Source organism: Solidesulfovibrio fructosivorans JJ] (assembly GCF_000179555.1).
Taxonomy (GTDB): Bacteria; Desulfobacterota; Desulfovibrionia; order Desulfovibrionales; family Desulfovibrionaceae; genus Solidesulfovibrio; species Solidesulfovibrio fructosivorans.
In genome coordinates this window covers 1-23,524 of the sequence record NZ_AECZ01000046.1, presented here as the reverse complement: position 1 = coordinate 23,524, position 23,524 = coordinate 1, and the positions used below count along the sequence as shown (strand labels likewise).

27 protein-coding genes are annotated in these 23,524 nt (G+C 65.2%); 6 read left to right on the top strand and 21 right to left on the bottom strand.

Going from position 1 to position 23,524, the window contains the following annotated elements; genetic code table 11:
• Nucleotides 1-174: 174 nt before the first annotated feature.
• From DESFRDRAFT_RS19165 to DESFRDRAFT_RS19135, 7 genes are all read right to left on the bottom strand, one after another.
• Nucleotides 175-555 (bottom strand): NifB/NifX family molybdenum-iron cluster-binding protein, encoded by a 381-nt coding sequence (locus DESFRDRAFT_RS19165; protein WP_005996747.1) that lies wholly within the window; start codon nt 553-555, stop codon nt 175-177.
• Nucleotides 556-568: 13 nt separating this feature from the next.
• Nucleotides 569-1,456 (bottom strand): ATP-binding protein, encoded by an 888-nt coding sequence (locus tag DESFRDRAFT_RS19160; RefSeq protein WP_005996746.1) that lies wholly within the window; start codon nt 1,454-1,456, stop codon nt 569-571.
• Nucleotides 1,449-2,339 carry a nucleotide-binding protein gene (locus DESFRDRAFT_RS19155; protein ID WP_005996745.1) on the bottom strand — a complete coding sequence of 297 codons (891 nt, stop codon included), beginning with the start codon at nt 2,337-2,339 and terminating at the stop codon, nt 1,449-1,451. The genes DESFRDRAFT_RS19160 and DESFRDRAFT_RS19155 overlap by 8 nt, the downstream gene beginning before the upstream one ends.
• A 4-nt stretch (nt 2,340-2,343) precedes the next feature.
• Nucleotides 2,344-2,676, bottom strand: a complete 333-nt coding sequence (locus tag DESFRDRAFT_RS19150) for a NifB/NifX family molybdenum-iron cluster-binding protein (RefSeq protein ID WP_005996743.1) — start codon at nt 2,674-2,676, stop codon at nt 2,344-2,346.
• An 81-nt stretch (nt 2,677-2,757) separates the two neighbouring features.
• On the bottom strand, nt 2,758-3,261 hold the full coding sequence (locus DESFRDRAFT_RS19145) for an iron-sulfur cluster assembly scaffold protein (protein ID WP_005996741.1): 504 nt from the start codon (nt 3,259-3,261) through the stop codon (nt 2,758-2,760).
• A gap of 4 nt (nt 3,262-3,265) precedes the next feature.
• Nucleotides 3,266-4,123 (bottom strand): Mrp/NBP35 family ATP-binding protein, encoded by an 858-nt coding sequence (locus tag DESFRDRAFT_RS19140; RefSeq protein ID WP_005996739.1) that lies wholly within the window; start codon nt 4,121-4,123, stop codon nt 3,266-3,268.
• The gene (locus DESFRDRAFT_RS19135; protein WP_005996737.1) at nt 4,120-4,554 is read right to left on the bottom strand and encodes a hypothetical protein; all 435 of its coding nucleotides are present in this window, start codon (nt 4,552-4,554) and stop codon (nt 4,120-4,122) included. The genes DESFRDRAFT_RS19140 and DESFRDRAFT_RS19135 overlap by 4 nt, the downstream gene beginning before the upstream one ends.
• Before the next feature lie 479 nt (nt 4,555-5,033).
• Between DESFRDRAFT_RS19135 and DESFRDRAFT_RS19130 the strand changes: the two genes are divergently transcribed.
• Complete coding sequence (locus DESFRDRAFT_RS19130) at nt 5,034-5,420, top strand: VanZ family protein (RefSeq protein WP_005996735.1); 387 nt, start codon at nt 5,034-5,036, stop codon at nt 5,418-5,420.
• A 3-nt stretch (nt 5,421-5,423) separates the two neighbouring features.
• Here the strand turns inward: DESFRDRAFT_RS19130 and DESFRDRAFT_RS19125 are convergent, their stop codons facing one another.
• The 6 genes from DESFRDRAFT_RS19125 to DESFRDRAFT_RS19100 all read right to left on the bottom strand — a co-directional run bounded on the left by DESFRDRAFT_RS19125 (nt 5,424) and on the right by DESFRDRAFT_RS19100 (nt 11,417).
• A complete protein-coding gene (locus DESFRDRAFT_RS19125; protein ID WP_005996733.1) occupies nt 5,424-5,843 on the bottom strand; it encodes a universal stress protein in 420 nt (139 codons plus the stop codon).
• A gap of 40 nt (nt 5,844-5,883) precedes the next feature.
• Entirely contained in the window at nt 5,884-6,963 is a 1,080-nt protein-coding gene (locus DESFRDRAFT_RS19120) for a TOBE domain-containing protein (protein WP_005996731.1), read from the bottom strand.
• Between the two features lie 89 nt (nt 6,964-7,052).
• Entirely contained in the window at nt 7,053-7,436 is a 384-nt protein-coding gene (locus tag DESFRDRAFT_RS19115) for a RidA family protein (RefSeq protein ID WP_005996729.1), read from the bottom strand.
• 145 nt (nt 7,437-7,581) lie between these two features.
• Nucleotides 7,582-9,054, bottom strand: coding sequence for an outer membrane homotrimeric porin (locus DESFRDRAFT_RS19110; protein ID WP_005996727.1), 1,473 nt, complete (start codon nt 9,052-9,054; stop codon nt 7,582-7,584).
• Between the two features lie 327 nt (nt 9,055-9,381).
• Nucleotides 9,382-10,143 carry an acyl-CoA dehydratase activase gene (locus tag DESFRDRAFT_RS19105; RefSeq protein WP_005996726.1) on the bottom strand — a complete coding sequence of 254 codons (762 nt, stop codon included), beginning with the start codon at nt 10,141-10,143 and terminating at the stop codon, nt 9,382-9,384.
• A complete protein-coding gene (locus tag DESFRDRAFT_RS19100; RefSeq protein ID WP_005996725.1) occupies nt 10,140-11,417 on the bottom strand; it encodes a double-cubane-cluster-containing anaerobic reductase in 1,278 nt (425 codons plus the stop codon). The genes DESFRDRAFT_RS19105 and DESFRDRAFT_RS19100 overlap by 4 nt, the downstream gene beginning before the upstream one ends.
• A 210-nt stretch (nt 11,418-11,627) precedes the next feature.
• Here DESFRDRAFT_RS19100 and DESFRDRAFT_RS19095 point away from each other — a divergent pair, with 210 nt between their 5' ends.
• The gene (locus tag DESFRDRAFT_RS19095; protein ID WP_005996724.1) at nt 11,628-12,038 is read left to right on the top strand and encodes a hypothetical protein; all 411 of its coding nucleotides are present in this window, start codon (nt 11,628-11,630) and stop codon (nt 12,036-12,038) included.
• A 75-nt stretch (nt 12,039-12,113) separates the two neighbouring features.
• Here DESFRDRAFT_RS19095 and DESFRDRAFT_RS19090 read toward each other — a convergent pair whose 3' ends face one another.
• The 5 genes from DESFRDRAFT_RS19090 to DESFRDRAFT_RS19070 form a co-directional block, all read right to left on the bottom strand.
• Nucleotides 12,114-13,376: an ABC transporter permease gene (locus tag DESFRDRAFT_RS19090; RefSeq protein ID WP_005996723.1), complete on the bottom strand. Its 1,263-nt coding sequence runs from the start codon at nt 13,374-13,376 to the stop codon at nt 12,114-12,116.
• The gene (locus DESFRDRAFT_RS19085) at nt 13,360-14,067 is read right to left on the bottom strand and encodes an ABC transporter ATP-binding protein (RefSeq protein ID WP_005996722.1); all 708 of its coding nucleotides are present in this window, start codon (nt 14,065-14,067) and stop codon (nt 13,360-13,362) included. Before DESFRDRAFT_RS19085 ends, DESFRDRAFT_RS19090 begins: the two co-directional genes overlap by 17 nt.
• On the bottom strand, nt 14,064-15,329 hold the full coding sequence (locus DESFRDRAFT_RS19080) for an efflux RND transporter periplasmic adaptor subunit (protein ID WP_005996721.1): 1,266 nt from the start codon (nt 15,327-15,329) through the stop codon (nt 14,064-14,066). Before DESFRDRAFT_RS19080 ends, DESFRDRAFT_RS19085 begins: the two co-directional genes overlap by 4 nt.
• Nucleotides 15,330-15,438: 109 nt before the next feature.
• Nucleotides 15,439-15,918 carry a hypothetical protein gene (locus tag DESFRDRAFT_RS19075; protein ID WP_005996720.1) on the bottom strand — a complete coding sequence of 160 codons (480 nt, stop codon included), beginning with the start codon at nt 15,916-15,918 and terminating at the stop codon, nt 15,439-15,441.
• 192 nt (nt 15,919-16,110) lie between these two features.
• Complete coding sequence (locus DESFRDRAFT_RS19070) at nt 16,111-17,478, bottom strand: phosphomannomutase/phosphoglucomutase (protein WP_005996718.1); 1,368 nt, start codon at nt 17,476-17,478, stop codon at nt 16,111-16,113.
• Between the two features lie 84 nt (nt 17,479-17,562).
• On the opposite strand from DESFRDRAFT_RS19070, the gene hflK reads away from it, so the two are divergent.
• From hflK to secF, 4 genes are all read left to right on the top strand, one after another.
• Complete coding sequence (gene hflK / locus DESFRDRAFT_RS19065) at nt 17,563-18,690, top strand: FtsH protease activity modulator HflK (RefSeq protein ID WP_005996716.1); 1,128 nt, start codon at nt 17,563-17,565, stop codon at nt 18,688-18,690.
• Nucleotides 18,687-19,535, top strand: coding sequence for a protease modulator HflC (gene hflC, locus DESFRDRAFT_RS19060; protein WP_005996714.1), 849 nt, complete (start codon nt 18,687-18,689; stop codon nt 19,533-19,535). The genes hflK and hflC overlap by 4 nt, the downstream gene beginning before the upstream one ends.
• 360 nt (nt 19,536-19,895) lie before the next feature.
• Nucleotides 19,896-20,024 carry a hypothetical protein gene (locus DESFRDRAFT_RS23170; protein ID WP_272913131.1) on the top strand — a complete coding sequence of 43 codons (129 nt, stop codon included), beginning with the start codon at nt 19,896-19,898 and terminating at the stop codon, nt 20,022-20,024.
• Nucleotides 20,025-20,195: 171 nt separating this feature from the next.
• A complete protein-coding gene (gene secF, locus DESFRDRAFT_RS19050; RefSeq protein WP_005996710.1) occupies nt 20,196-21,293 on the top strand; it encodes a protein translocase subunit SecF in 1,098 nt (365 codons plus the stop codon).
• Nucleotides 21,294-21,388: 95 nt separating this feature from the next.
• Here the strand turns inward: secF and DESFRDRAFT_RS19045 are convergent, their stop codons facing one another.
• The 3 genes from DESFRDRAFT_RS19045 to DESFRDRAFT_RS19035 form a co-directional block, all read right to left on the bottom strand.
• Complete coding sequence (locus DESFRDRAFT_RS19045; protein ID WP_005996708.1) at nt 21,389-21,715, bottom strand: hypothetical protein; 327 nt, start codon at nt 21,713-21,715, stop codon at nt 21,389-21,391.
• 51 nt (nt 21,716-21,766) lie between these two features.
• Nucleotides 21,767-22,009, bottom strand: a complete 243-nt coding sequence (locus DESFRDRAFT_RS19040) for a hypothetical protein (protein ID WP_005996706.1) — start codon at nt 22,007-22,009, stop codon at nt 21,767-21,769.
• A gap of 171 nt (nt 22,010-22,180) precedes the next feature.
• A complete protein-coding gene (locus tag DESFRDRAFT_RS19035; RefSeq protein ID WP_005996704.1) occupies nt 22,181-23,350 on the bottom strand; it encodes a response regulator in 1,170 nt (389 codons plus the stop codon).
• Nucleotides 23,351-23,524 lie beyond the last annotated feature (174 nt).

Below are 23,524 nucleotides of genomic sequence, written 5' to 3'. Positions count from 1 at the left end.
CCCCGCCGGGAGGCCACGGGCCCCCCGGTCCCCCCTTCCCGCCAGCCGGGGAAAAGGGCGGCCATGCGGTGCGCGCGCGCCAGGCGAGGCCCGGTAAAGTTTTTGGGAAGGGGTCCCGGGGAAACCTTTTTTTCAAAAAAGGTTTCCCCGGGCCGCCGGAGGCATTCTTCCTTCTTACGCCATACCGCCGCCGCAGGTATGGTTGATGGAGAATTCGGGCAGCTTGCCGGACAGGAAGGCCTGCACGGCCATGCCCACGGACGGGGCGTCGCCGCCGTGGTAGACCTTGATGCCGACCTGGTTGAATCCCATCAGCGGCCGCATGCCCATGCCGCCGGCGAGGAGCACGGTGACGCCGTTTTCCGACAGGTGGTTGACCGGGGCCATGCAGCCGCCCTGGACGTGGGGCACGTTGGGCAGGGTGTCGACCTTGGTGATCTGGCCGTCGGCCACGTCGATCACGGTGTAGCAGTCGCAGTGACCGAAGTGCGCGCCCACGGCGCTGTCCATGCCACCGGGCTGGGTGGAGGGGATGGCGATACGACAGGTTTCCATAGTGTGTTCCTTCTTATTTGCCCTTGGCGCAGGTATCGGCCAGGGCGATTGTGGCGTCCCACAGGCGGCGGATGTCGTCGACCAGGGGGCCTCCGTATTCGGGCAAAGTTTTTCTGGCCACCATGGCCCGGGTCACATCCGGGTGATGGGGCAGATGGCCGAGCAGGGTCAGCCCGTTTTGGATGCAATAGTCCTCGATGCGGGCCGCCTCGTCGGGATTGAGGTCGGCCTTGTTGATGATGACCCCGGCCGGCAGTTTGAAGTGGGCGCACAGGTCGGCCACGCGCTTGAGGTCGTGGGTGCCGGAGGGCGTGGGCTCGGTGACGAGCACGGTCATTGTCGCGCCGGACAGGGCGCTTATGACCGGGCAGGCGATGCCGGGCGCGCCGTCGCACAGGATCAGGTCGAGGCCTTCCATTTCCGCCAGCTTGCGGGCTTTTTGCTTGAGCAGCATGACCAGTCGGCCGGAGTTTTCCGCGCCGGGGTCGAGCCTCGCGTGGACCAGCGGCCCGAAGCGGGTGGCGGCGATGGCGGAAAAGCCGCAGGTGCGCGGCGGAAAGGCGATGGCCTGCCGGGGGCACAGCACCACGCAGGCCTTACAGCCTTCACAGCGGCTTTCCTCGATGCGGCATTTGCCGTCCGGGCCGGCGATGACGGCGTCGAAGCGGCAGGTTTCCTTGCAGATGCCGCAGCCGTCGCAGAGGTCCCGGTCGATGACGGCGAGGTTGCCCGAGATGAACGGCTCCTTTGCCTCGTCGGACGGATCGAGCAGGATGTGCAGGTCCGGGGCGTCGACGTCGAGGTCGCAGACGACCTTTTTGCGCGCCAGGGCGGCGAACGCGGCCGTGACCGAGGTTTTGCCGGCTCCGCCCTTGCCGCTTAGGACAATGATTTCACGCATGGCGGGCCTCCGGGGCAAGACGGGCCACATCCTTTGCCAGCTTGAGCGTCAGTTCGCGGTAGTCGGGCGAGACCTCGGGCAGGAGCTTGCCCCGGGCATAGGCTTCGGCCACGGTCCGGTCGTCGGGAATGCGGGCCAGGATGGGGAGCTTCGCCTCGCGGCAGATGTCCTCGATCTCGTCCTCGGGCGGTCCGGCCCGGTTGATCACCACGGCCATGGGCCCGCCAAAGGGGGAGAACGCCTCCACCGCGAGCCGGAAGTCGTGGATGCCGAACGGCGTGGGCTCGGTGACCAGCACGATGGCGTCGGAGCGGGACACGGCGGCCCCGGCCGGACAGCTCACCCCGGGCGGGGCGTCGCAGATCACATCCGGCGCGGGTCCGGTTTCCCGCGCGGCGAGAACTTCCTCCAGCCGGGCCAGGACGGCCCGGATGAGCGCCGGGCTCATGGCCTCGCCCACCCGCAGCCGGCCGTTCAGGAAGGTGATGGCTCCCGCCGCGCCTTCCTCGATACGCCCGAGCTCGCGGGCGCCGGCGCCGATGGCCCCGAAGGGGCACACCGCCGCGCAGGCGCCGCAGCCGTGGCACATCTCGTCGAAGACCACGGGCGTGTCACCGAGGATGGTGATGGCCGCGAACTGGCAGATTTCCCGGCACGCCCCGCAGCGCGTGCACAATTCCACGTCGATGACCGGAATTTCGATGTTGGCGATATGGGTGTCGGTGATGAGCGGGCGCAGGAACAAATGGAGGTTCGGTTCCTCCACGTCGCAGTCCACGGCAACGACCGGCGTTCCCACCGCCTCGGTCCAGACCGAGGCCAGGGCGGCGGACACGGTGGTCTTGCCGGTGCCGCCCTTGCCGCTGGCGATGCTCACGCGCATGGAGCTAGGCCCCCGCTCCGGCGCGGTATTTGTCCACGGCCTGGCGCACGGTCAGGCCTTCCATGCCTTCGACCACGCGCACGCCCACGGTTTTGAGCGTGCTGGCCGCCTTGGGGCCGACAACGCCGGTCAAAAGCACCTTGGCTCCGGCTTCGGCGATGCGCCGCGCCGTTTCGATGCCCGCGCCGTGGGCCATGGCCTGGGACGCGCCATTATCGAGCCAGGTTGCCTGGTCGTCCGGTCCGACCAGCACGAAGCCGGCCGCCCGGCCGAAGCGCGAATCCACGGCGTCGTCCATGTTCGGGCCTTCGCTGCTGATGGCGATCATCTCACTCATGACAAACTCCTTTCTCCGGGTTTGGCGTTGTTCCAGCCCCCCTTTGAAAGTCCTTGAAGGGGGGCAGAGGGGGAACTTTTTTCAAAAAGTTTCCCCCTGGCCGCCGGAGGCTTCCTTTCGCAACATCTCGGCCAGCGCGCCGCCCTGGATCATCCAGTGGTGCACGGCCTCGCGCACGGCGGCGGCGGCCAGGTAGGCGCAGTGGCGGTCGTCGTCGGGAAACCGGCCAACGGCCGCGACAATGGCCGCCTCGTCGATGTCCACGGCCTCGTCGAGGGAGAGCCCCTTGGCCAGCCGGGCGGCCGTGGCCGCGGCGATCTGGCTCGAGGCGCAGCCGTCGGTGTCGAAGTCCGTGGCCACGATGGTCTCGTCCTCGATTCCCAGGGCGATGACGATGGTGTCGCCGCAGGAGCCCTTGACACGGCCGACGGCGGTCGGTTCGGCCAGACGCGTCCGGTTGGGCGCATCGTGCCAGATCTGGAACCCTTTTTCGCCGAAGCGTTCGATGAGCGCGGCCTGCTGTTCCTCCTCGAACACGTCGAGGACCATGGACAGCGGATCGTTCGGATCGCGTTCCGTGGCCATGGCCTTATTCCTTGGGCGCGGCCGGCCGCGCCGGCGGGTTGTTCAGGGACTCGATGACCTTGGCGATGACCTTTTTGAAGGCCACGGCCGAGGGGCTTTTGCCGGCCACGGCCAGGAAGACGTCGCCGTCGTCGCCGGAGCGGGCCACTTCGGGGTCGATGGGGATGCGCCCGAGGAACGGCACGCCGGCCTCGGAGGCGAGCTTTTCGCCGCCGCCGGCGCTGAAGATGTCGTGGACCGCGCCGCAGGACGGGCAGACGAAGCCGCTTAAGTTCTCCACGATGCCGATGATGGGGGTGCTCAGCTGGTGGCAGAAGGTGATGGAGCGGCGCACGTCGTCCACGGCCACGTCCTGGGGCGAGGTGACGATGAGCGCCAGGGTCTTATCACCGAAGATTTGGAGTACGGACAGGGGTTCGTCGCCGGTGCCGGGGGGGCAGTCGACCACGAGCACGTCGCGTTCGCCCCATTCCACCTGCTCCGAGAGCTGCTGGATCACGCCGGCCTTGGCCGGGCCGCGCCAGATGACGGCGTCATCCTTGCCGGGGAGCAGGAAGCCGATGGACATGACGCCCAGGTTCCAGTGCCACTCCACGGGGAGCAGGCGGTTTTCCTGCATGCCGGGTCGGTTGCCGGTGAGCTTGAGCAGGCGGGGGATGCTCGGGCCGTGGACGTCCACGTCGAGGAGCCCCGTGCGCTTGCCTTCCATGGCCAGCCCGGCGGCCAGATTGGCCGACACCGTGGATTTGCCCACGCCGCCTTTGCCAGAGAGCACCACCACCACGGCCTTGACCTTGTCGAAGCCGGTGGGCGGTTTCTTTTTGATTTCCTCGTTCAAGTCGTGCAACCCTTGTTCGTTCATGATGATTCGCTCTCCAGACGTTGTATTTTGGTGCCCCCGCGCCGCGACGCCTCCAGGGCCTGGCGAGCGCCCGGCGCGAGCAGGGTTTCCAGACGGTTTTGGCGCAGGGCGTCGAGGACCGCGGGCACCTCGCCCGCGATCCACGGAGCCACGGCGACGCCGCGCCGGGAAAAATGTCTGAGACAGCAACACGTCGCCCCGCCGCATACGAGCAAGGCCACGCCCGCCCTGGCCAAAAGCAGGGCCAGTCCGGGCAAGCCCTCGTCGGGCATGGCCCAGACGGCTTCCTCCACGATGCCCTTCGCCTCGAAGCGAAACAAGCGCATGGTGGTAGCCGTTTCCAGGAGCGTGGCCAGGCGCTGCCCGTGGCAGGCCAGACAGACGCGGGGACAACGGCGGGGCGTGTTGCTGGTTGACGAAACATCCGACATGGCGAAACCTCGCCGGGTATTTAGCATGAATCATGCCGGAAATGGAACGTCTTTTATATAAAACAATTAGAGGAAATATCCGGCTGCTGGAGATAACAATCAGGCGTAAAATAATCCCTCTGGCGCTCATGAAGGCGAAAAATAATCCCACCCAAGGGAGGCCCGGTGCGCTCGAAGCCGGATACGGGCGAAGCGCGCTGTTTTGGCGGACTTTCTTGAACGGAGAGCGGGCGAAAAATTCGCCCCATACCCATCACCCGCCGTGCTGGTCTTTTGCCGGGAGCGCGGGTAGGTTCGGGATGCTGCGAGAGGGGGAACTTTTGAAAAGGATTCTTTCCCCTTTCCGCGCGCTCTCCTTCCCCAATTTTTCCCCGTTGCAGAGGACTGACGGTAACACCCTGTTACTATAAAGAATCTTTGGAAAGGGGCCCGGGGGAAGAACCTTTCCGCAAGAAAGGTTTTCCCCGGTAGGAACCTGTATGATCGAAACGCCGCTTTTCCGCAGGGTGGTCCTGGCCGTATGGCTCGTTTCCGTGGCCGCCACGATCTCCGTGTCGCTTCTGCCGCGCCTGGAGCTGCCGATCGATTTCTGGAACGCGGACAAGCTCTACCATGCCGCGACCTACGCCTGGCTCGGGGGGCTGCCGCTGTGGGGATTTGTCCGTGGCGGGCGCGCCCGGGCCGCCGCCTACGCCATGATCGGCCTGGGTTGTCTTTTGGAGTGGGGCCAGTCGTTCGTGCCGGGACGCTCGGCCAGCCTGGGCGACGCCGTGGCCAATGCGCTCGGCGTTTTCGTCGGCATCTGGCTGTCCGAGGCGCTCATGTGCCGCCTGCGCGGCCACCAAGGGCTTCGCGACGAGGCCTGAGGCTCAGCGCACCACGATCACGGTGCAGGGCGCGATCTGGACGAGTCGGGTGGACACGCTGCCGAGCAGCAGCTTTTCCACATCGTCTTTGCCCCGGCTGCCCAGGTAGATTTCGTCGGCTTCTTCCTGGCGGGCGATGCGGGCCACGGTCTCGGCCGGGCGTCCGGGCTCGGCCAGGGTGCGGATGGTCATGCCGCGCTCCCGGGCGATCTCCTCGGCATCGGCCAGGATCTTCTTGGGTTCGCGCATGATGTGGCTGAAGGTCTTTTCGCAGTCCTCGGTCTTGCAATCGAAAAAGGACAGGGCCTCCACGGCCGTGATCGCCAGGATCTCGGCGTCAACGCACCGGGCGGCGTCGAGGGCCCGTTCCAGGGCGCGCTGGGACAGTTCGGAGCCGTCCAGGCAAACGATGAATTTCTTCATGGTCGTCCCCTCCCTTCCTTGATCGTCCTGGCGAAAGGGCTCAATCGACGTGGAGCACCACGGCGAAGGCGTTGAACATGGCCCAGACCTTTTGCCCCTCGACCAAATCGAGTTCGCGCACGCTTTTGGTAGTGACCAGGGCGCAAAGCCGCGTGCCGTCGGACAGGGCCACGATGACCTCGGCCGTAAGCTCGCCCAGGCGCACCAGCTCCACCTCGCCGAGAAAGCGGTTGGTGGCCGTGGCCCGCGGCATCTCGTCGCAGGTTTCGAGCACCACCCACGGGGCCTTGATCTCGGCCGTGACGAAGGAGCCTTCGGTCACGCCGAGGTTTTTGACGCTTTCGTTGGTGATCACCGAGGACACGGCATGGCCGCCCAGGCTTTCGACCACGACCCGGGACTGGATGTCCCCCTTGTGGACCTGGGCCACGCGGCCGAAAAACGCGTTTCGGGCGCTGGTGCGGCGGGTTTCGCGGGTGAGCACCTGCCGCTCCACCTTGCGGCGCTGTTCTTCGGGCAGATGCAGGAAGGCGGCGGTGAGGTCGGCTGTGGAATGGCCCAGGATGCGCTGCACCACGGGCAGCGGCACATCGTCGCGCAAGAGCTCCACGGCGCGGGACCGGCGGATGGTGCTCGGGTTCACCAGCTCCTTGGTGAAGCCGCATTCCTCGGCTCGCTCGTAAAACTTGCGGCGCACATGCCCCTGGTCCAGGCGAAAAAGGTTGCCCCGCAGCGAGGCATAGGCCGGATCGTCGAACACGGCGGCCAACGCGTCGCCGAGCTCCGCCGGAATCTGGACCTCGCGCCCCTCGCCGCCGTTGCCGCCGCTGAAATTGACGGACAGGGTGTCGAGGTTGACGTCGGTGCGGTCGTTTAAGGCCAGCACCTCGCCAAGGCGCGCCCCGGTGTGGCGCAACATGAGGTAGATCAGCCGCACCCGGTTGCGGGAGACGGTCACATCGGGCCGTCCGGACCGTTCGGTCCAGGCGGAAAACGCCTCGGACAACCGCGTCAGTTCCAGGGTATCCAGGAACTTGACGTCTTCGGGCACGGAAAAAATCCGGGCTGCCCGAAACCTCTTGCCGCCGGAATCCCCTCCGGCACCTTTTCCGTCGATCATGCGCGCGCTCCCGTGTGATTGACAACCGGATATCATTTCCCGGCAAAGGCGGGAAAGTCAAGGCCGGGGCGGCGGCGTCGGACCGGTTCTTAGGACCTGCTAGCCACCACTTCGATCTCCACCAGGACGTCCCGGGGCAACCGGGCCACCTCGACGCAGGACCGGGCCGGATAGGGCTTGGCGAAGTGCGCGGCGTAGACCTCGTTTATGGTCGCAAAGTCGTTCATGTCCTTGATGAACAGGGTGGCCTTCACCACGTGGTCCAGGCCGAGGCCGGCGGCTTCGAGGATGGTCCGCACGTTTGCGATGGACTGGCGGGCTTGGTCGGCGACGGTCCCGGCCACAATGGCCCCGGTCGCCGGGTCGATGGGGGTCTGTCCGGAAACGAAGAACAAGTCTCCGGCCCAAACGCCGGGCGAATAGGGACCGATGGGCGCGGGCGCGCCTTTGGGAACGACGATCTGCTTGGCCATGGGATCTCCTTGCCGCATTCGCGCGGAGGCGGATTTTCACGGCAGTGTGCAGCGCCTCCCCGGCGGCGTCAACAGGACGCCCGGGCGAGCCATAAAAAAGGGGGCCCGAAGGCCCCCTTGCGCGTGCCGTATCCGACAGTCGCTTCTAGAACTTGTAGGTCAGGCCGAAAGCGACCTTCCAGGCGTTGTTGCCGTTGGCCTCGGACTGGCTGACCAGGCGATGGCCCCAGACGCTTTCCTGGAACTGGCCGTGAGCCCAGCCGGTTTCCATGACCGCGGCCAGGTTTTCGTAGATCATGTACTTCGTGTCGAAGTTGAGGCCCATGACGTAGTCGTTGTAGCTCAGGTCATGGCCCATGGTGAAGTAGGAGTTGTTGAGGTAAAGCCGCGCGTTGCGGATGGCGCGCGGGGAGTTGTTGCCGCGCACGTACACGAAGGTCAACCGGTTGGTCAGCTTGTCGATAAAGGAGATGTTGTTGAGCGACGCGCCGATGCCGTAGTTGCCCACGGGGTCGGTGTACATGTTGGAACCCTTGCCGAGTTCCTGGCTGCTGTCGAACAGGAAGCTGTTGCCCGGGCCCCACTCCGACCGCATGTAAGGCATGCGCTCAGAGCCGTTCATGGTGGACTTGTCCTCACCGGTGGACCAGAAGGCGAACACCTGCGGGGTGACCACGTCGAGGCCGGTGTATTCGACACCGGCGTCGACCATCCAGCCCTGGCGCTGGGCGGCCTTGTGGTCGCTCTGGGCGCCGGCGCCGTAGATCACGTCGGCATAGAACTTGACCGGATCCAGGGCGGTGACTTCAAACGCGCCCCCGACCCAGAAGTAAGGATTCTGGTCGTTCTTCCAGTAGCCCACCGAACCGGGGGTGGTCATGTTGGAGGAGCTGGCGGCGGACACCAGGGTGTTGGCGTAGGTGTTGCCCCATTCGGCGACGTCCGTGGTATCCTTGTAGGTGTAGTTGGCATTGCGGCCGGCCACGGCGAGCATGCCCCACGGGATGGCCTTGAAGCCGTCAACGGTGATGGGCAGGGCCAGGAAGTAGGCGTCGAGTTCGTCGGCCACCTGGGTGGTCGTGGAGTCATAGGTGCGGTTGGTGTCGATCAGGCGACCGAAACCGGCCATGACCGACAGGTTCTTGTCGATGATGGGGGCGGTGACGACCAGGGCGGCCATCTTGTCGTTCCAGACCGGGTTGCCGTAGAACAGGCCGCTCTGGGGCAGGTTCACGTCCTGGAGGCCGGCCGTCACCTGGACGCCGTCACAACCGGGCAGCATGAACTGCAGGTAGGCCAGGTCGACCTGGACGGCGGTGTCCGGGTTGGCGGCGGTGAAGGTGCCGTGGCCCCAGACGTCTTCCACCTTGATGCCCAGACGGAACTTCACGGCCTCGTTGGCGATGAAGTCGGAACGCAGGCGAAAGCGCTCCCAGATCTCGAAGTCGTCGCCGGTTTTGGTGCCGGTCTTGTTCCAACCGGTATAGTTGCGGTTTTCAAAGAAGTTTCCATAGACACGCGCATCACCGGTCATTTTGACCTCGGTGGCGGCATGGGCGGCGGCGATCGCGCCGAGCACCATGACGGCCGCCAGGGCCAAGCTCGTAAGATTTCTCATTTTCCCTTCCTCCACAACTTGCGGCTTTCGTTGGATACGAAGCAACGCGCTCGCGCACGCTCCGGTGGCTAATCCGGAGCGTGACGCAGCTTTCTTTTACGCTGGGGAATGGTGAATGACAAGAAATTAGTTGCCTATTAATAATTATTTATATTCGTGATAGTTAATATAATTATGAAAAGGCATCTATTTATTTTTATTGGAGGGAGTACTGTCACGCTTGGTGGCGCGCAGTGCCCTGTGCCCGTGACGGCACGGGCACAGGGCACTGCCAGTCGGCAGGGACAGGCCCCGCGGCGGCCACCAGGGGAACGGAGCGGCCGGAGCCTACGGCGTCCGGGTCTCGAGCCACAGGGCCGCGCCCAGGGCTCCGGTCATTTCCGGCGCATCCGGGACAAGCGGCGGCGCGTCGAGCGTTTCGGAAAGAAGCCGGACCACGCAGGGGTTGCGGGCCACGCCGCCGACGAAGACCAGGGGCGCGGCCAGCCCCACCCGGGCGAGCATGGCCGCGGTGCGCGCGACGATGGCCCGGTGCAGGCCCAGGGCGATGTCGGCCGGGGGCGTGCCCCGGGCCATGAGCGTCGTGGCCTCGGTCTCGGCGAAGACCGTGCACATGGAGCCGATGACCGGGGCATCGGGACTGCCGGTCAGGGCCAGCCGGCCGAATTCCTCCACCGGGATGCCGAAGACCGTGGCCGTCATTTCCAGAAATTTGCCCGTGCCGGCGGCGCAGCGGTCGTTCATCTCGAACCGGCCGACCTTGCCCCCGGGCAAAAGCGCCACGGCCTTGGTGTCCTGGCCGCCGATGTCGAGCAGGGTGCGGGCCTCGGGAAAGAGCTGGGCCGCGCCCATGGCGTGGGCCTTGATCTCGGTCAGGGTCAGGGCCTGGGGAAAAAGTTCCCGGGCCAGCTCCCGGCCGTAGCCGGTGACGGCAAGCCGCTGCGGCGCGCCGTCCGCAAAGAGCTCCCGCAGCCGGGAAGCCGGGTCGTAGGTGGTGGCCAGGCGGCGGGAGGCGATGGTCTCCCCGCCGCCGCGCACCACCAGTTCGATGCTGCGCGAGCCGATGTCCAGGCCCGCGTAGGTGCTCATGAAAGCGTCTCCACAAAGGCCTCGACCCGGGTCTTGAGCTGGCCCGCGTCCTCCATGCCGTAATCCGTCTCGATGGCGAGGTAGGGCAGGCCGGCCGCCTCCATGGCTTTCCCCACCTTCAGCGCCTCGTGGGCGTAGGGCTGGCAGAAGAGCAAGCCGTAGTGGATCACGCCGTCGGCCCCGAGTTCTTTGGCCATGGCCGCGATGTGGTCCAGGCGTTCGGTGTTGGGCGTGAAGCAGGCGCAGTCGATCTTCATGTAGCGATCGGTGAGGGCGTCGAGCATGCCGTCCAGGTCCGTCGGCGTCTCGTCGGTGAAATCGCGCGTGTTGCGTTCGCCGATGCAGGATTCCTCGCCAACGATCACCGCGCCGGAGCTTTCGATCAGGTAGGGCAGCTTCCAGTTGGGCACGGCCATGGGACAGCCGGCCAGAAGGAGCCTTGGCGTTCCGGACGGAGCCACGCCCTGGCCGGCCTTGATGCGGGCTTCCATCTCGTCGCACAGCTCGTTTATCTTGGCGGTGAAGCGCACCGGGTCGTCGTAGAAGCTGATCTGGTTGACGAGGAGGGCGTCGCGGCCGGAGATGGGGGCCGGATCGGCGCTGCGCAACCTGGCCAGGCGCTGGAGGGCCTGCCGCTTGGCGTTGACGACCTTGGTCGCCGCGGCCAGGGCGGCGGCGGTGATGGTGTTGCCGGTGAGCTTTTCCAGCGCGTCCTTGTAGCGCGTAAGCTCGGCCCGGAAGAGGTCGCGGTCGCGGGGTCCCTTGCACTGGGGCACTTCCATCACGTGCATGGGGACATGTTCGCCAAAGGCCTCGTAGGCCTTTTTCTTGCCGTCGCAGGTGGTTTCCCCGACCACCAGGTCGCAGGATTCGGTGTAGGGGCAAAGCTTGGCCAGCTTGAAGCCGACGAAGGATTTGATGAGGTCGCAGGTGTTGCGCGGCACGAGGGTCTCGGCCTTTTCGGTCCCGGCCTTGGCCCCGGCGCAAAGCCCCACCTGGATGGCGTCGGCGGCGAGGGTGAGCTCCTCGGGCACGAACACGCAGAAGGTGCCCACCACTTTTTTCCCGGTCGCCTTGGCGTCCTGAATCTCCTTGATGCGCAGCCCGTGCACCTCGGACAGCACGAAATCCAGATACTCCGCTCCCTTGAGGCGTCCCTGCTGGGACAGATAGATGTCGCCGTAAAACTTGCCCAGCACCGTAAGCAAGGCGTCGTGGGCCGGTATGTCGAGGTCGAGGCTCTCCCACAAGGCCATATGGGCCGCATCGGTCATGGCTTCCTCCAGGCTGACGGATTGAGATGCTTCCTCTTTACGCGGACCGGCGTGCCGGGTGAAATCGTTATTTCCAATGCTTCTGACATGATACTATTGTAATAAACTATTTTCGAGGCGCTAAAGGAATCCGGAAAGCGGCCGAAAAGGGGGTAAGATTCGAACGTCCGGCGGGAAGCCGGACGGCAAAGCCGCCAGGGAGGGAGGCACATGGCTCAAATCATGTATCTCGACGACCATCGACGGGCGCGGGAGCCGGTACGGGGGATGGCGACGAACCTGTCGCCCGGGCGTCCCCAGCTCAGCGATCGGGACCTGTGGACCAGGGATTACAGGGAATCCGAAAACATCATGTATGCGATCTTCAAGATCAAGGAGATACTCGACTACCACCTCTATTATGATGATGTCTGGCCGTACCTGTTGCTGTCGTTCCTGGAAGCCGTCCACAACATCCGGCAGGGAGAGGGCAAGGATTTGCCGGGCACCGGAGCGTCGCTCAAAGACTACGTGCTTTCGGCCGTCACGCCGCAAAACAAGCGCGACCTGTCCATGGTGCTGCTTTTGACCGACCTGATCGAGAAGTCCCCGCAGTACCGGGGCACGTCGTCCACCTCGTAACGCCCTTGCCCCTGGCCGGCCGCGTCCGCGGCCGGTCGGGCGGCAGGCCTTTTCCGTCCGCTCGGGATATCCGTCTCATTCGCCGCCGCCGCGCAGGGCCTCGATGGGGTCCAGTGAGGCCGCCTTGCGCGCCGGGCTCAGGCCGAAAACCAGGGCGATGGCAAGCGCCGCCAGAAGCGACAGGAAAAAGATCTTGGGCGACAGGCGCAGCTCCAGCAGCCCGAGCCGGGACAGCGATTCGCCAAGGGCCACCCCGAGCCCTATGCCGCAGAGCGATCCGGCCAGCGTCAGGTAGAGGGCCTCGGACAGAAACTGGGCCGTTATCGCCGTCCTGGTCGCGCCCACGGCCTTGCGCAGGCCGATTTCCACCTTGCGCTCGCTGACGCTTAAAAACATCAGGTTGGCCAGCACGAAGCCGCCGACGATGATGGCGACAGCCGCCGTCACCCCCAGAAACGCCACCAGCCCGCCGGTGAAGGCGGTAAGGAATTTGAGGATTTCACTGGCCGAGATGATGGTGAAATCGTCGTTTTCCGTGGGACCGAGCTTGTGTAGATGGCGCAGCAGGGCGCGCAGGTTGTCCTTGGCCGCGTCGATGTGCTCCGGGTCGTGGAATTTGACGCGCAGGCCCCGGAAATACTTGCGGTCGAGGTTGAAGCGCTGGGTGAGTGTGGTGATGGGCATGATGATGCGGTCGTCGATGGTCACGTCGTGGCCGCCGCCGCTCAAGCCCCGGTAGGCCAGGCGGCCGACGATCTGCACGGGCAGGGTGCCGACCTGGATGGTGCGGCCGATGGGCGAGGCGTCGCCGAAGAGCTCCTTGGCCGGTTCGTCGCCTATAAGCGCCACCTTGGCCGCGTGGGTGATGTCGTCGGCCGAGAGGTCGCGGCCTTCGGCAAGGGGCCAGTTCCAGGTCTTGGCGTAGTTTTCCGTGGCCCCGACCACGATCGGGGATTCGTGGTTCCTGTTGCCGTATTTGAGGGTGACGGCCCGCACCGAGCGCATGGGCAGCACGGCGTAGGCCCCGGGCAGGGAGCGGGCGATGGTCCGGGCGTCGGAGAACGACAGCGTGTTGACGCGCTGGCCCACGGGCCGGTTCTCGATGTCCCCGCCGATGACCATGACCGCGTCCGGTCCGAAAAAATCCACGATCTCGAGCGCCTTGCGCCGCGCGCCGTCCACCGAGGCGACAATGACGGTCAGCGCCGCCACGCCCATGGCCACGGCGGCCACCACGAAAAGGCTTCGGGCCTTATGCGCCCAAAGGGCCAGGGCGGCCATGCGCTGGATGCGCCATAAGGTGCGGGCGAGACGCCCGGCGTTACGCCACGCGGCCATCGCGGACGAGGATCTGCCGGCCGGAGTAGGCGGCCGTGGCCTGGTCGTGGGTGACGACGATGACGGTCTTGCCGGAGTCGCGGTTGATCGAGGCGAGCAATTCCATGATTTCGGCGCTGGTGGCGGAATCGAGCTGGCCGGTGGGCTCGTCGGCCAGGATCAGGTCCGGGTCGTTGATGAGGGCCCGGGCCAGGGCCACGCGTTGCTGCTGGCCGCCGGAGAGCTGGGAGGGCTTGTGTCCGGCCTGCTCGGCCAGGCCCACCTTGGCCAGCAGTTCCTCGGCCCGGCGGCGCAGGACCTGTCCGGGCATCGGGCTGTAGAGGCCGGGGAGCAGCACGTTGTCGAGGGCCGTGGCGTAGGGGATGAGGTAGAAGCTTTGAAAGACGAAGCCGATGGCGCGGTTTCGAAGCTCCGAGAGCGCGTCGTCGTCAAGGGAGCCCGTATCGCGGCCGGCAAAGCGATAGCTGCCTTCGCTCGGGCGGTCGAGAAGCCCCAGGATGTGGAGCAGGGTGGATTTGCCGGAACCGGAGGGGCCCATGATGGCGGCGAATTCCCCGGCCGCGATGGAAAGCGTCACCCCGTCGAGCACGGTGTGGGCGATGCCGGCCATGACGTAGGTCCGGGTCACGTCGGCAAGCTCGATGAGCGCGGGGCGTTCCCCAGGGGCGGCCGGGGCGGCGGGGGAGGTCATCGCGCGGTCGGCCGGTTGGGTTTGGGGGCGTTTATGGCCGGCGCGACAAGGCCCGGCAGCACGATGCGGGTGGCCACTTTTTGTCCTGGCGCGATGCCTTCGAGCACTTCGGTCTCATTGAGGCCTTCGAGGCCGAGCTTGGGGTGCAGCTCGTGCACGGCGCCGCCCTCGCCGACGGCGAAGACCACCTGCCGGTCGCCGATCCACTTGAGGGCGGCGTTGGGGATGACGCACACGTCCTTTTTTTCCTGGACCACGATCTGGCACTGGGTGGTCATTTCCGGACGCAGCCGCATCGACTCCTTGGTGTCCAGGCGCACCAGGGCCTGATAATAGACGATGTTGTCGCGGATTTCCGGCTGGGGGTAGATCTGGTTCACGCTGCCCTTGAAGGTGGTGGCCGGGTAGGCGTCGACCCGAAACTCCACGGGCATGCCGGGTTTGACTTGGCCGACGTCGGTCTCGTCCACGTAGATCCACATTTCCAGGCGCGTGGGGTCGAGCACGGTGATGAGGTTGGCCACCTGCAACCCGGCCACCACGGTCTCGCCGGCCTGGGAGGTGACGAAAGCCACCACCCCGTTGATGGGGCTGACGATGCGGGTGTAGGAAATCTTGGTCTTGATGGAGTCGATGACGGCTTGCGCCTCTTCCTTGGCTTTTTGGGCCTTGAGGCGTTCCTTGTCGAATTCGGTGGTCAGGCGCACCAGGGAGGCCTGTTTGGCCAGGACTTCGTTGTGCCCGACCAGGGCGTCGCGCCGGGCGGCCTCGAGCACGTCGCGGGCGATGAGTTCCTTGTTGAAAAGCTGTTGCTGGCGCTTGTGGTTGCTGGCGGCGTATTCGCTCTTGGCCTCGGACAGGCGCTGTTCGGCCTGGGCCTCGGCGATGCGTTTGGGGTAGACGGCTTCGACCTGCCCCAGTTCGGCGCTGGCGCGTTCGAGCTTGGCTTCGGCCTCGGCCAGGCCGGCGCGCAGTTCCCGGTCGTCGATGACGGCGATGAGCTGCCCTTTGTGCACCTCGTCGCCGACCTTGACGTTCATTTCCTTGATGGTGCCGGTGGCCCGGGCGCCGATTTTGACGATGGCCCCGACCTGGGCCTTGATGATGCCGGTCGCCTCGAGGACCTTGCGCACGTCGCCGATTTTGGCTTCGGCCGTGGCCAGCACGCGGGGCGGTTCGGCTTTCTTGGTGTAGTGTTTCCAGGCGAAAAGCCCGGCCCCGGCGATGACGGCCAGGAGAAAAAGCCACTTGAATATGCGCATGCGTTGTATCCGGGGGGTCGATTTTGCCGTCATAGTGCCCGAAACGGGGGGAAGGGGCAAATCGGGGCGGCGCTTCGAACATCCCGCCGGTCGCGGACGCGCAGAAAAATCAAAACGGCGAGATCTTCTTCCAGAACGACCTCTTGTCCTTGGGCGGCCCGGGCTTGGCCCGGTTCCGCTCCACCTTGCACTCGACCATGGCGAAAAATTCGGTCTTGGCGCCGGAGCAGCCGAGGAAGATTTTCACGTGGTAGCTGTTGTTGTTATACAGGAGAAAGTACTCGAGCATGGTCTTGCCGCCTGGGGCCGGGGCGGTGGAGGCCGGCTGGCCGTATTGGGTCGTGAACTTGGCCACGGCGGCCGGGATGTTGCAGGCCTCGTCCAGGGGCTCGGAGGGCGAAAGGGCGAAGCTGTCCTTGAAGATGCAGCTGTTGTCCAGGATGTTTTTCCCGCCGGCATTGTTCGGCTGGGCGATGTAGGACTTCTTGGAGAGCATGTCGCCAAGGGCCTGGTTGGGGCGGAAATCCTGGGCGGCGGCCGGAATGACGGTCGCCAGGACGAACAAAATAGTCAGCACGGCTTGGCGCATGGTCTCCTCCTTGCCGGTGAGCCTGTGGCCTTTTTCCCTTTTCAGATGCTTTCCCATACACCAAATAGGGAATGATATCCTGAAAAAAAGTCTGACCTTACAAAAGGTAAAAGGTTTAGGAAGGGGAGAGCGCGAGAGGGGAGAACCCTTTGCAAAAGGGTTTCCCCTCTCGCATCGTCTTTCCCTCTCCCCCTAACCGCCAAGCTCGGCGATCCAGCCGGCCACGGGTTCTTCGATGATACGGCGGATTGCCGCCAGACGTTCCGGCGTTTCGGCCTCGAAGCGCAGCACCAGCACCGGCTGGGTGTTGGACGCGCGCAAAAGGCCCCAGCCGTCGGGAAAGGTCAGGCGCACCCCGTCCACGTCGATGACGTCGTAGCGGCCTTTAAAAAAGTCACGCGCCTTTTCCACCACCTTGAACTTGATGGCGTCCGGGCAGTCCATGCGGATTTCCGGCGTGTTGACCGTCTCCGGCCAGTCGGCGAGCATCCGCCCGAGCGGCGCGTCCGAGGCGGCCACGATCTCGGCCAGCCGGGCGGCGGCGTAAATGGCGTCGTCGAAGCCGTAGTAGCGGTCGGCGAAAAACATATGCCCGCTCATCTCGCCGGCAAGGGTGGCATCCGTTTCCTTCATGCGCGACTTGATCAGCGAATGGCCCGTGGCGGCCATGATCGGCTCCCCGCCATGGGCGGCGATATCCTTATAAAGCAGATGGCTGCATTTGACCTCGCCGATGACCGTGGCCCCCGGATGCGTGGCCAGCACCCCCCGGGCATAGATGGCCAGCACCTGGTCGCCGTAGAGCAACTTGCCGGACTCGTCCACCACGCCGATGCGGTCGGCGTCGCCGTCGAGCCCGACCCCGAAATCCGCGCCTTCGGCCACGACCCGCGCCGCCAGGTCGGCCACATTTTCCAGGATCACCGGATCGGGATGGTGGTTGGGAAACCGGCCGTCCGGTTCGCAGTAGAGCGGGATGGCATTGGCCCCGCACTGGCGCAGCACCTCGGCGCAGATGAGCCCGCCGGCTCCGTTGCCGCCGTCGACGACCACCGTCACCGGCCGGGACAGCACCATCTGCTCGGAGACATGCTCGACGTACGACGGTTTGATGTTGTGTTCGCAGACCACGCCCGAACCCTTAGCGAATTCGCCGGCGGCCATGATGTCGTAGATCTCCCGGATGGCGTCGGTATGGATGGTGGTCTCGCCGGACCATATCTTGAAGCCGTTGAACTCCGGCGGGTTGTGGCTGGCCGTGACCATGATGCCGGCCCTGCGGGCCAGGGCCTTGACCCCGTAGTAGAACACCGGGGTCGGCACCATGCCGAGACAGGTCACGTCGATGCCGCAGGCGACGAGCCCGGCGGCCAGGCGGGCCTGGTACTCGGGCGAGGTCAGACGGCAGTCGTGGCCGAGCACGGCGCGCATCTGCCCCCGGCGCGCGAAAAACGTGCCGGCCGCGCGGCCGAGCAGTTCCACCCAGTCCGGGTCGAAATCCACATCCACGATGCCCCGGATGTCGTAGGCCCGGAAAACCCCGGGCGACACTGGCTTCATAGTACCTCCTGGCGCGTTCGGCGAAACGGGGGACACGGCGGGCGTCCCTTGACCTTCCCCCCCATCTCTCCTATGCCGCCTTGAATGAACTGGGATTGGGACAAGCTCACGGAGCAAAAACGCCGTTACGGGTCGCAGATGCCTGACCCGGGCCGCGTCGGCGAGGACCTGGGCAAGAAATTTTCCGCTCTGCGGGAACGGCTCCCCGGCGGGCCGAAAATCGTCATCATTGTCGTGGCGATTTTATGGATCGCCAGCGGCATCTATATCGTCGAACCCGACGAGGCCGGCGTGGTCCAGCGTTTCGGCGCCTATGCCTACACAACCGGTCCCGGACCGCATTATCACTTACCGTTTCCCGTCGAAACCGTAAAGACCCCGAAGGTTTCGCAGGTGCGCCGGGTGGAGATCGGCTTCCGCTCCGTCTACGGCCGCCAGGGCGAATCGTTGCAGAACCGGCGCGTGCCCGAGGAGTCGCTCATGCTCACGGGCGACGAGAACATCGTGGACGTGCAGTTCAGCGTGCAATACCAGATCGGCAACCCCGTGGATTACCTCTTCAAGATCGCCCAGCCCGACGAGACGCTCAAAAGCGCGGCCGAGGCGGCCATGCGCGAGGTCATGGGCAAGGCCAAGATCGACTCCGTTTTGACCTCGGGCAAGCTCAAGGTGCAGGCCGACACCAAGGATCTTCTCCAGTATATGCTCGACCGCTACGATTCCGGCATCGAAGTGACGGCCGTGCAGCTCCAGGACGTGCACCCGCCCCGCGAGGTGGTCGACGCCTTCAAGGACGTGGCCAGCGCCCGCGAGGACAAAAGCCGGCTCATAAACGAGGCCGACGCCTACTCCAACGACATCCTGCCCAAGGCCCGGGGCCGGGCGGCGGGCATCATCAACGAGGCCGCCGCCTACAAGGAACAGACGATCCGCCGGGCCAAGGGCGGCGCGGACCGTTTCGCGGCCCTGCGCGACGCCTACGAAAAGGCCAAGGACGTCACGCGCGAGCGCCTGTATATCGAGACCATGGAAAGCGTTTTCGACAGCCCCGGCGTGGAGAAGATCATTCTCGGCAGCGACGCGGCCGGCAAGGTCCTGCCCTACCTGCCGCTCGGGGCGTTGCCCCAGGCCGGCGGCGCGGCGGCTCGGGCCGCCCAGGCGTCCAAGGCGACGCCCCAACCGGCCCCGGCGGCCAAGGGAGGCCGTCCGTGAAAAATTCCCTGATCATCACCGCCGTGGTGGCCTTTATCGCGCTCTTGGCCGTCTTTCAGACGGTCTACGAGGTGGACCAGACCGAAACGGCCATCGTGCTGCAACTCGGCAAACCGACGGGCGACACCAAGGAGCCCGGGCTGCACGCCAAGATCCCCTTTGTGCAAAACGTGGTCTTTTTCGATGCGAGGCTTCTCCAATACGACGCCAAGGCGGCCGAGGTCCTCACCTTGGACAAGAAAAACCTCGTGGTGGACAACTACGCCCGCTGGCGCATCACCGATCCCCTGCTTTTTTACCGGACGCTTCGCACCGTGGGCCGGGCCCATGCCCGCCTCGACGACATCATCTACGCCGAGGTGCGCGTGGCGCTCGGGCAGTACACCTTGCAGGACGTGGTCTCGGAAAAACGGGCCTCGATCATGGCCGAGGTGACCAAGAAGTCCACGGAGCTGCTCGCGCCCTACGGCATCCAGGTGGTGGACGTGCGCATCAAGCGCACCGACCTGCCGCCGGAAAACGCCCAGGCCATCTACGGCCGCATGCGGGCCGAGCGTGAGCGCCAAGCCAAGCTCTACCGCTCCGAAGGCTACGAGGAGATGGAAAAGATCAAGTCCGCCGCGAACAAGGACCGCACCGTGATTTTGGCCGAAGCCGAGCGTCAGGCCCAGGTGCTGCGCGGCGAGGGCGATGCCGCGGCGACGTCGGTCTGGGCCGAGGCCGTGGGAAAGGACCCGGAGTTCTTCTCCTTCAGCCGCAGTCTGGAGGCCTATCGCAACGGGCTCTCCAAGGACACGCGCCTGGTCTTGACGCCCCAAAGTCCTTTTCTCAAGTATTGGCGGTGACGTCGTCCCGAAAAATACCTGCGTATTTTTTTAAAAAAAATGTGCGGCAAGGGTGTCATCGGCGCCGGGATAACGCGTCCCGATGACAGGCGGGGCGGGCCGTAGCGGTCCGCCCCCGCTCCATGTTTCAATCGCATGACGCCGGTTGCATTCTCTGTGTATTGTGCTACCGGAAAACAAATTGCTTGTATCGTTTATGCCTGCGGACACCGCGCCAGCCTTGCAACCGGGAGGGGTTGCCGGGCAAAACAGCGAACAAGGAGTCCCTGGATGTCTGATGTCTTGCGTCTTGTCTTGTTTGCAGTGCTTTTCGCCTTTTTGTGCATTCAAGCCCATGAGTTGAGTTCCCCGGGAAGTCGCTTGTTGGCCAGAAGCCTTTTTGCCGACACGGCGACAAGGACCATGGACCCGCGCCATCCCGAACCGCTCAAATCCCGCGCTTTGGAGTTTCGGGGACTGACCCCCGTGCCCATGGCATCCGGCGAGTAGCCACGTCGCGCGCCCGCGCGCCCTTGGGGCCCGCCCGCCATCCGCCGGGCAGGCTTGACAAGGCGCGCGCATTTGGCGGAAGGTGCGACGCCTGTGCGCCCGAAGGCACGGGCGTCATGCCGCCGTGCGTCCAATAGCCCGGCAATCCCGCAACACCCGAAGGGGGAGACGATGGTTCTGGAGCTGATCCGGCCCGGCACGAAAATCAATTTTCTCAAGTACCGCAAGCTGGCCTATCTGGTCTCGGCCGCCGTGATCGTGGCCGGTTTCGTGTCCCTGGCCGTCAAGGGCGGACCGCGCTATGGCGTCGATTTCGCCGGCGGCCTGTCCATTCAGGTCCGTTTCGCCAAGGCCATGGACGTGGCCGAACTGACCAAGGCCGCGGACGCGGCCGGGCTTTCCAATGTGGCCGTGCAGCGCTTCGGCCAGGCCGAGGCCAACGAGTACCTCATCCGGGCCTCGGACCAGGACATCAACCAGGAAAACGTGCGAACCGCCGTGGAAACGGCCCTGGGCAAGGCTTTTCCGAACGCGGGACTCGACGTCCAGCGCCTGGAGATGGTCGGCCCCAAGGTCGGCGCGGACCTACGCGGCAAGGCCCTGGAAGCCATCTTTTATTCGGTGCTGCTGATCGCCATTTATATTTCCGGCCGGTTCGAGAAGCGCTGGATGGCGGCGGGCATGATGGCGGCGGGACTTGCCGGCGGCATTTACGTGCTCAAGCTTTTCGGCGCGTCCACGGTGTGGCTGATCGTCGCGGCCATGATCATCACCATGGCCCTGTGCTACGTGCTACGGCTCAAATACGCCCTGGGGGCGGTGGTGGCCGACTTGCACGATGCCCTGATCACCATCGGCCTCTTTTCGCTTCTGGACAAGGAATTCGACCTGACCATCGTGGCGGCGCTTTTGACCATCCTCGGTTATTCGCTCAACGACACCATCATCGTCTACGACCGGATCCGGGAAAAGAACCGCAACGTGGGCAAGACCCTGCCCTTCGAGCAGGTCATCAACATCAGCATCAACGAGACGCTTTCGCGCACCATCCTGACCGCCGGGACCACGCTCATCACCGTGGCCTGCCTGTACTTCTTCGGCGGCGCGGTCATCCACGACTTCGCCCTGGCCATGCTCATCGGCATCCTGGCCGGCACCTATTCCTCGATCTTCGTGGCCAGCCCCATCCTGCTGGATCTGGGCTCGGGACTGAAGCCGCGCACCGGCGCGCCGGCCCGGGCCGTTCCCGAAGAGACGGCCGGGGCCTGATCGCCGAACACCGCGAGCATCGCCCGAGACGACAAGAAAAGGGCCGCTTCCTCGGAAGCGGCCCTTTTTCGTGGCGGGAGGTAACGCCGGCGATGTTACTTCGCCGACTTGGCGGCGTGTTGCCTGGCCTGGTAGCCCGCCAGGTCCTGCTCGGCGCGGTTGTACTCCGCCAGGGCCTTTTCCTTGGCCTGCCTGTAGCGTTCGGCGGCCTGGGGGTTGCCGTCCCGTTTGGCTTCCTCCTCGGCCTCGGCATAGCGCAGGTAGGCGTATTTGCTGTGCTTGACCTTCTCGGCCAACAGCACCTTCGGGTCGGTGTCCTCCCAATGGTTAATGCGCGCGGAGCACCCGGAGAACATGGCGGCCGCAAGGATCAGAAGCAGACAGGCGACGAGGCGGAAACGGAAAGGACGGGTTGCATGCATAACGGTTCACAGGGTTGTCGGCCCCCTGGGCGTCCCACCGGGACGCCGGCATCAGAGCCGGATGTTGACGATGCCTCCCTGGGGCACTTCGATGCTCCCGCCGAGCGGCACCTGTACGGAACCGCCCAGGGGAATTTCGACTGTCCCCGTCGGAGGTGTAATCGAGACTGCCCCGGCCGGGGATATGCTGACGGCACCCGGAGGCCCGGCTTCGAAATGGCCGGGCGGCAACGCCTCGAAACGGCCGGGGGGAGTGGCCTCGGTCTGACCGGCCGGTGTGATGGCGTCAGACATGGTCTACCTCCCGAGGCGACGCTTGCGCCTCTTTGGAGAATATGCCCGAATTTCGGCCGGCAGGCAATGCCGGTGCCGCGCCTCCCGGGGGGAGCGGCGGAAAAACCGTTGCCGCGCCTGGGATTGCGGCCGCATGAAATCGCGGTAACCTTTTTCGGATGCGCGGTGGGATCAGGCCGCCCGGGCGTGGCGCTTGGATCGGACCAGAGCGTCGGCGGCCATGCCGGCCAGATAGAGCACGCCACGCAGCAGCAGCGGGTAGCAGGAGGGATCGGGCGTTTCGGCTTGCGGCGTCAGGAGCGGGGGAGCGCCGTCGCCGTGCTGGCCGGACAGGCGCTTTTGGATGGTCCGGGCTTCCTCGTTGCGGCCGTTTAGGGCCACACTTTTGCCTATGGCGCGTTCGGCCAGATCGGGGCGGCGCAAGAAATGGTAGGCCTTGGACAGGCCGAGATAGGCGTCGGCGTTTTTGGGGGCCAGCTCCAGGGCATGGCGGAAAAGCGCCACCGCGGCGGTATAGTGCCGGTCGCGCAGCAGTTCGTTGCCCAGCGCCAGAAACGGGTTGAACCCGGCTTCGTCGTTCTTGAGCGCGTCGATGAACTGGTCGCGCAGTTCGAGAAAACGCTTCGTCCTTGCGCAGGCCGAGGCCGCCTGCTTCATGAACTGGCGAAAGCGCCTGGCGCTGCCCTTGGCCTGCCAGACGCGGGCCAGGCCAAGGTAGGCCTCGACGAAAAATTCATTTATGGACAGCGCCTTGTGGAAGGCCATGATGGCCCGTTCGTAGTCGCGTCCGGCCAGGGCCAGCATGCCCTGCTCGAAATATTTCGGGGCGGCGTCCGGGGTTTCGGCCACGGCGGCGAAGTCCTGGGCGGCCTGATCCGTTTCGCCGGCGGCTTCCCTGTGGGCGGCCCGGAGCAGGGCGGCCTTTTCCGAGGCGGCGAACCGGGCCATGTGGCCGGCCATGAGCAGGTGCTTGTCGAAGGTGTCCTGGGAGTAGGGGCGCAGGCAGATGCCGGCCACGCCGAGCTGCACCGCCGCCAGCACTTCGTCGCGCCGGCCGTCGAGCATGGTCAGGATGACCGGGAGTCCGGCCAGGGCCGCGTCGGCCCGCAGCGCCGCCACGAAATCGCGGCCGTCCATGTCGGCCAGGGTGGCGTCGCAAATGACCAGGTCGAAGCCACCCCGGCGCAAAAGCGCCAGCGCCTCGATGCCCGAGGTCGTATGGCGCGAGGCCGGAATGCGGGCGCGCTTGAGGAAATCGCGGTCGATCTTGGCATGACCTTCGTTGTCGGTCACGATGAGCGCGGTCTTAAATATCGTCAGGGGCGGATGGGGAACGGTCATGGCCAACGTCCTTTGTGCTGCCGGTTGTCGCCGTTTGCACAAACCGTATCGGCCGGTCACGGAGATGCTTTAGGGATGAAAGAGATAGAGAGAGGGGCAAGGAAAAGTGCGAGAGGGGAACCCTTTTTGAAAAAAGGGTTCCCCTCTCGCGCTCTCCCCTCCCAAAAACTTTTT

Coding starts and splice junctions, on each gene's coding strand:
- secF (WP_005996710.1), top strand. CDS start 20,196: ATGGTTCTGGAGCTGATCCGGCCCGGCACGAAAATCAATTTTCTCAAG.
- DESFRDRAFT_RS19145 (WP_005996741.1), bottom strand. CDS start 3,261: ATGGCCACGGAACGCGATCCGAACGATCCGCTGTCCATGGTCCTCGAC.
- DESFRDRAFT_RS19075 (WP_005996720.1), bottom strand. CDS start 15,918: ATGCGCCAAGCCGTGCTGACTATTTTGTTCGTCCTGGCGACCGTCATT.
- DESFRDRAFT_RS19035 (WP_005996704.1), bottom strand. CDS start 23,350: ATGACCGTTCCCCATCCGCCCCTGACGATATTTAAGACCGCGCTCATC.
- DESFRDRAFT_RS19120 (WP_005996731.1), bottom strand. CDS start 6,963: ATGATCGACGGAAAAGGTGCCGGAGGGGATTCCGGCGGCAAGAGGTTT.
- DESFRDRAFT_RS19085 (WP_005996722.1), bottom strand. CDS start 14,067: ATGACCTCCCCCGCCGCCCCGGCCGCCCCTGGGGAACGCCCCGCGCTC.
- DESFRDRAFT_RS19110 (WP_005996727.1), bottom strand. CDS start 9,054: ATGAGAAATCTTACGAGCTTGGCCCTGGCGGCCGTCATGGTGCTCGGC.
- DESFRDRAFT_RS19140 (WP_005996739.1), bottom strand. CDS start 4,123: ATGAACGAACAAGGGTTGCACGACTTGAACGAGGAAATCAAAAAGAAA.
- DESFRDRAFT_RS19090 (WP_005996723.1), bottom strand. CDS start 13,376: ATGGCCGCGTGGCGTAACGCCGGGCGTCTCGCCCGCACCTTATGGCGC.
- hflK (WP_005996716.1), top strand. CDS start 17,563: ATGAACTGGGATTGGGACAAGCTCACGGAGCAAAAACGCCGTTACGGG.
- DESFRDRAFT_RS19165 (WP_005996747.1), bottom strand. CDS start 555: ATGGAAACCTGTCGTATCGCCATCCCCTCCACCCAGCCCGGTGGCATG.
- DESFRDRAFT_RS19160 (WP_005996746.1), bottom strand. CDS start 1,456: ATGCGTGAAATCATTGTCCTAAGCGGCAAGGGCGGAGCCGGCAAAACC.
- DESFRDRAFT_RS19070 (WP_005996718.1), bottom strand. CDS start 17,478: ATGAAGCCAGTGTCGCCCGGGGTTTTCCGGGCCTACGACATCCGGGGC.
- DESFRDRAFT_RS19150 (WP_005996743.1), bottom strand. CDS start 2,676: ATGAGTGAGATGATCGCCATCAGCAGCGAAGGCCCGAACATGGACGAC.
- DESFRDRAFT_RS19130 (WP_005996735.1), top strand. CDS start 5,034: ATGATCGAAACGCCGCTTTTCCGCAGGGTGGTCCTGGCCGTATGGCTC.
- DESFRDRAFT_RS19080 (WP_005996721.1), bottom strand. CDS start 15,329: ATGCGCATATTCAAGTGGCTTTTTCTCCTGGCCGTCATCGCCGGGGCC.
- DESFRDRAFT_RS19155 (WP_005996745.1), bottom strand. CDS start 2,339: ATGCGCGTGAGCATCGCCAGCGGCAAGGGCGGCACCGGCAAGACCACC.
- DESFRDRAFT_RS19095 (WP_005996724.1), top strand. CDS start 11,628: ATGGCTCAAATCATGTATCTCGACGACCATCGACGGGCGCGGGAGCCG.
- DESFRDRAFT_RS19125 (WP_005996733.1), bottom strand. CDS start 5,843: ATGAAGAAATTCATCGTTTGCCTGGACGGCTCCGAACTGTCCCAGCGC.
- DESFRDRAFT_RS19045 (WP_005996708.1), bottom strand. CDS start 21,715: ATGCATGCAACCCGTCCTTTCCGTTTCCGCCTCGTCGCCTGTCTGCTT.
- DESFRDRAFT_RS19105 (WP_005996726.1), bottom strand. CDS start 10,143: ATGAGCACCTACGCGGGCCTGGACATCGGCTCGCGCAGCATCGAACTG.
- DESFRDRAFT_RS19115 (WP_005996729.1), bottom strand. CDS start 7,436: ATGGCCAAGCAGATCGTCGTTCCCAAAGGCGCGCCCGCGCCCATCGGT.
- DESFRDRAFT_RS19040 (WP_005996706.1), bottom strand. CDS start 22,009: ATGTCTGACGCCATCACACCGGCCGGTCAGACCGAGGCCACTCCCCCC.
- DESFRDRAFT_RS19135 (WP_005996737.1), bottom strand. CDS start 4,554: ATGTCGGATGTTTCGTCAACCAGCAACACGCCCCGCCGTTGTCCCCGC.
- DESFRDRAFT_RS19100 (WP_005996725.1), bottom strand. CDS start 11,417: ATGACCGATGCGGCCCATATGGCCTTGTGGGAGAGCCTCGACCTCGAC.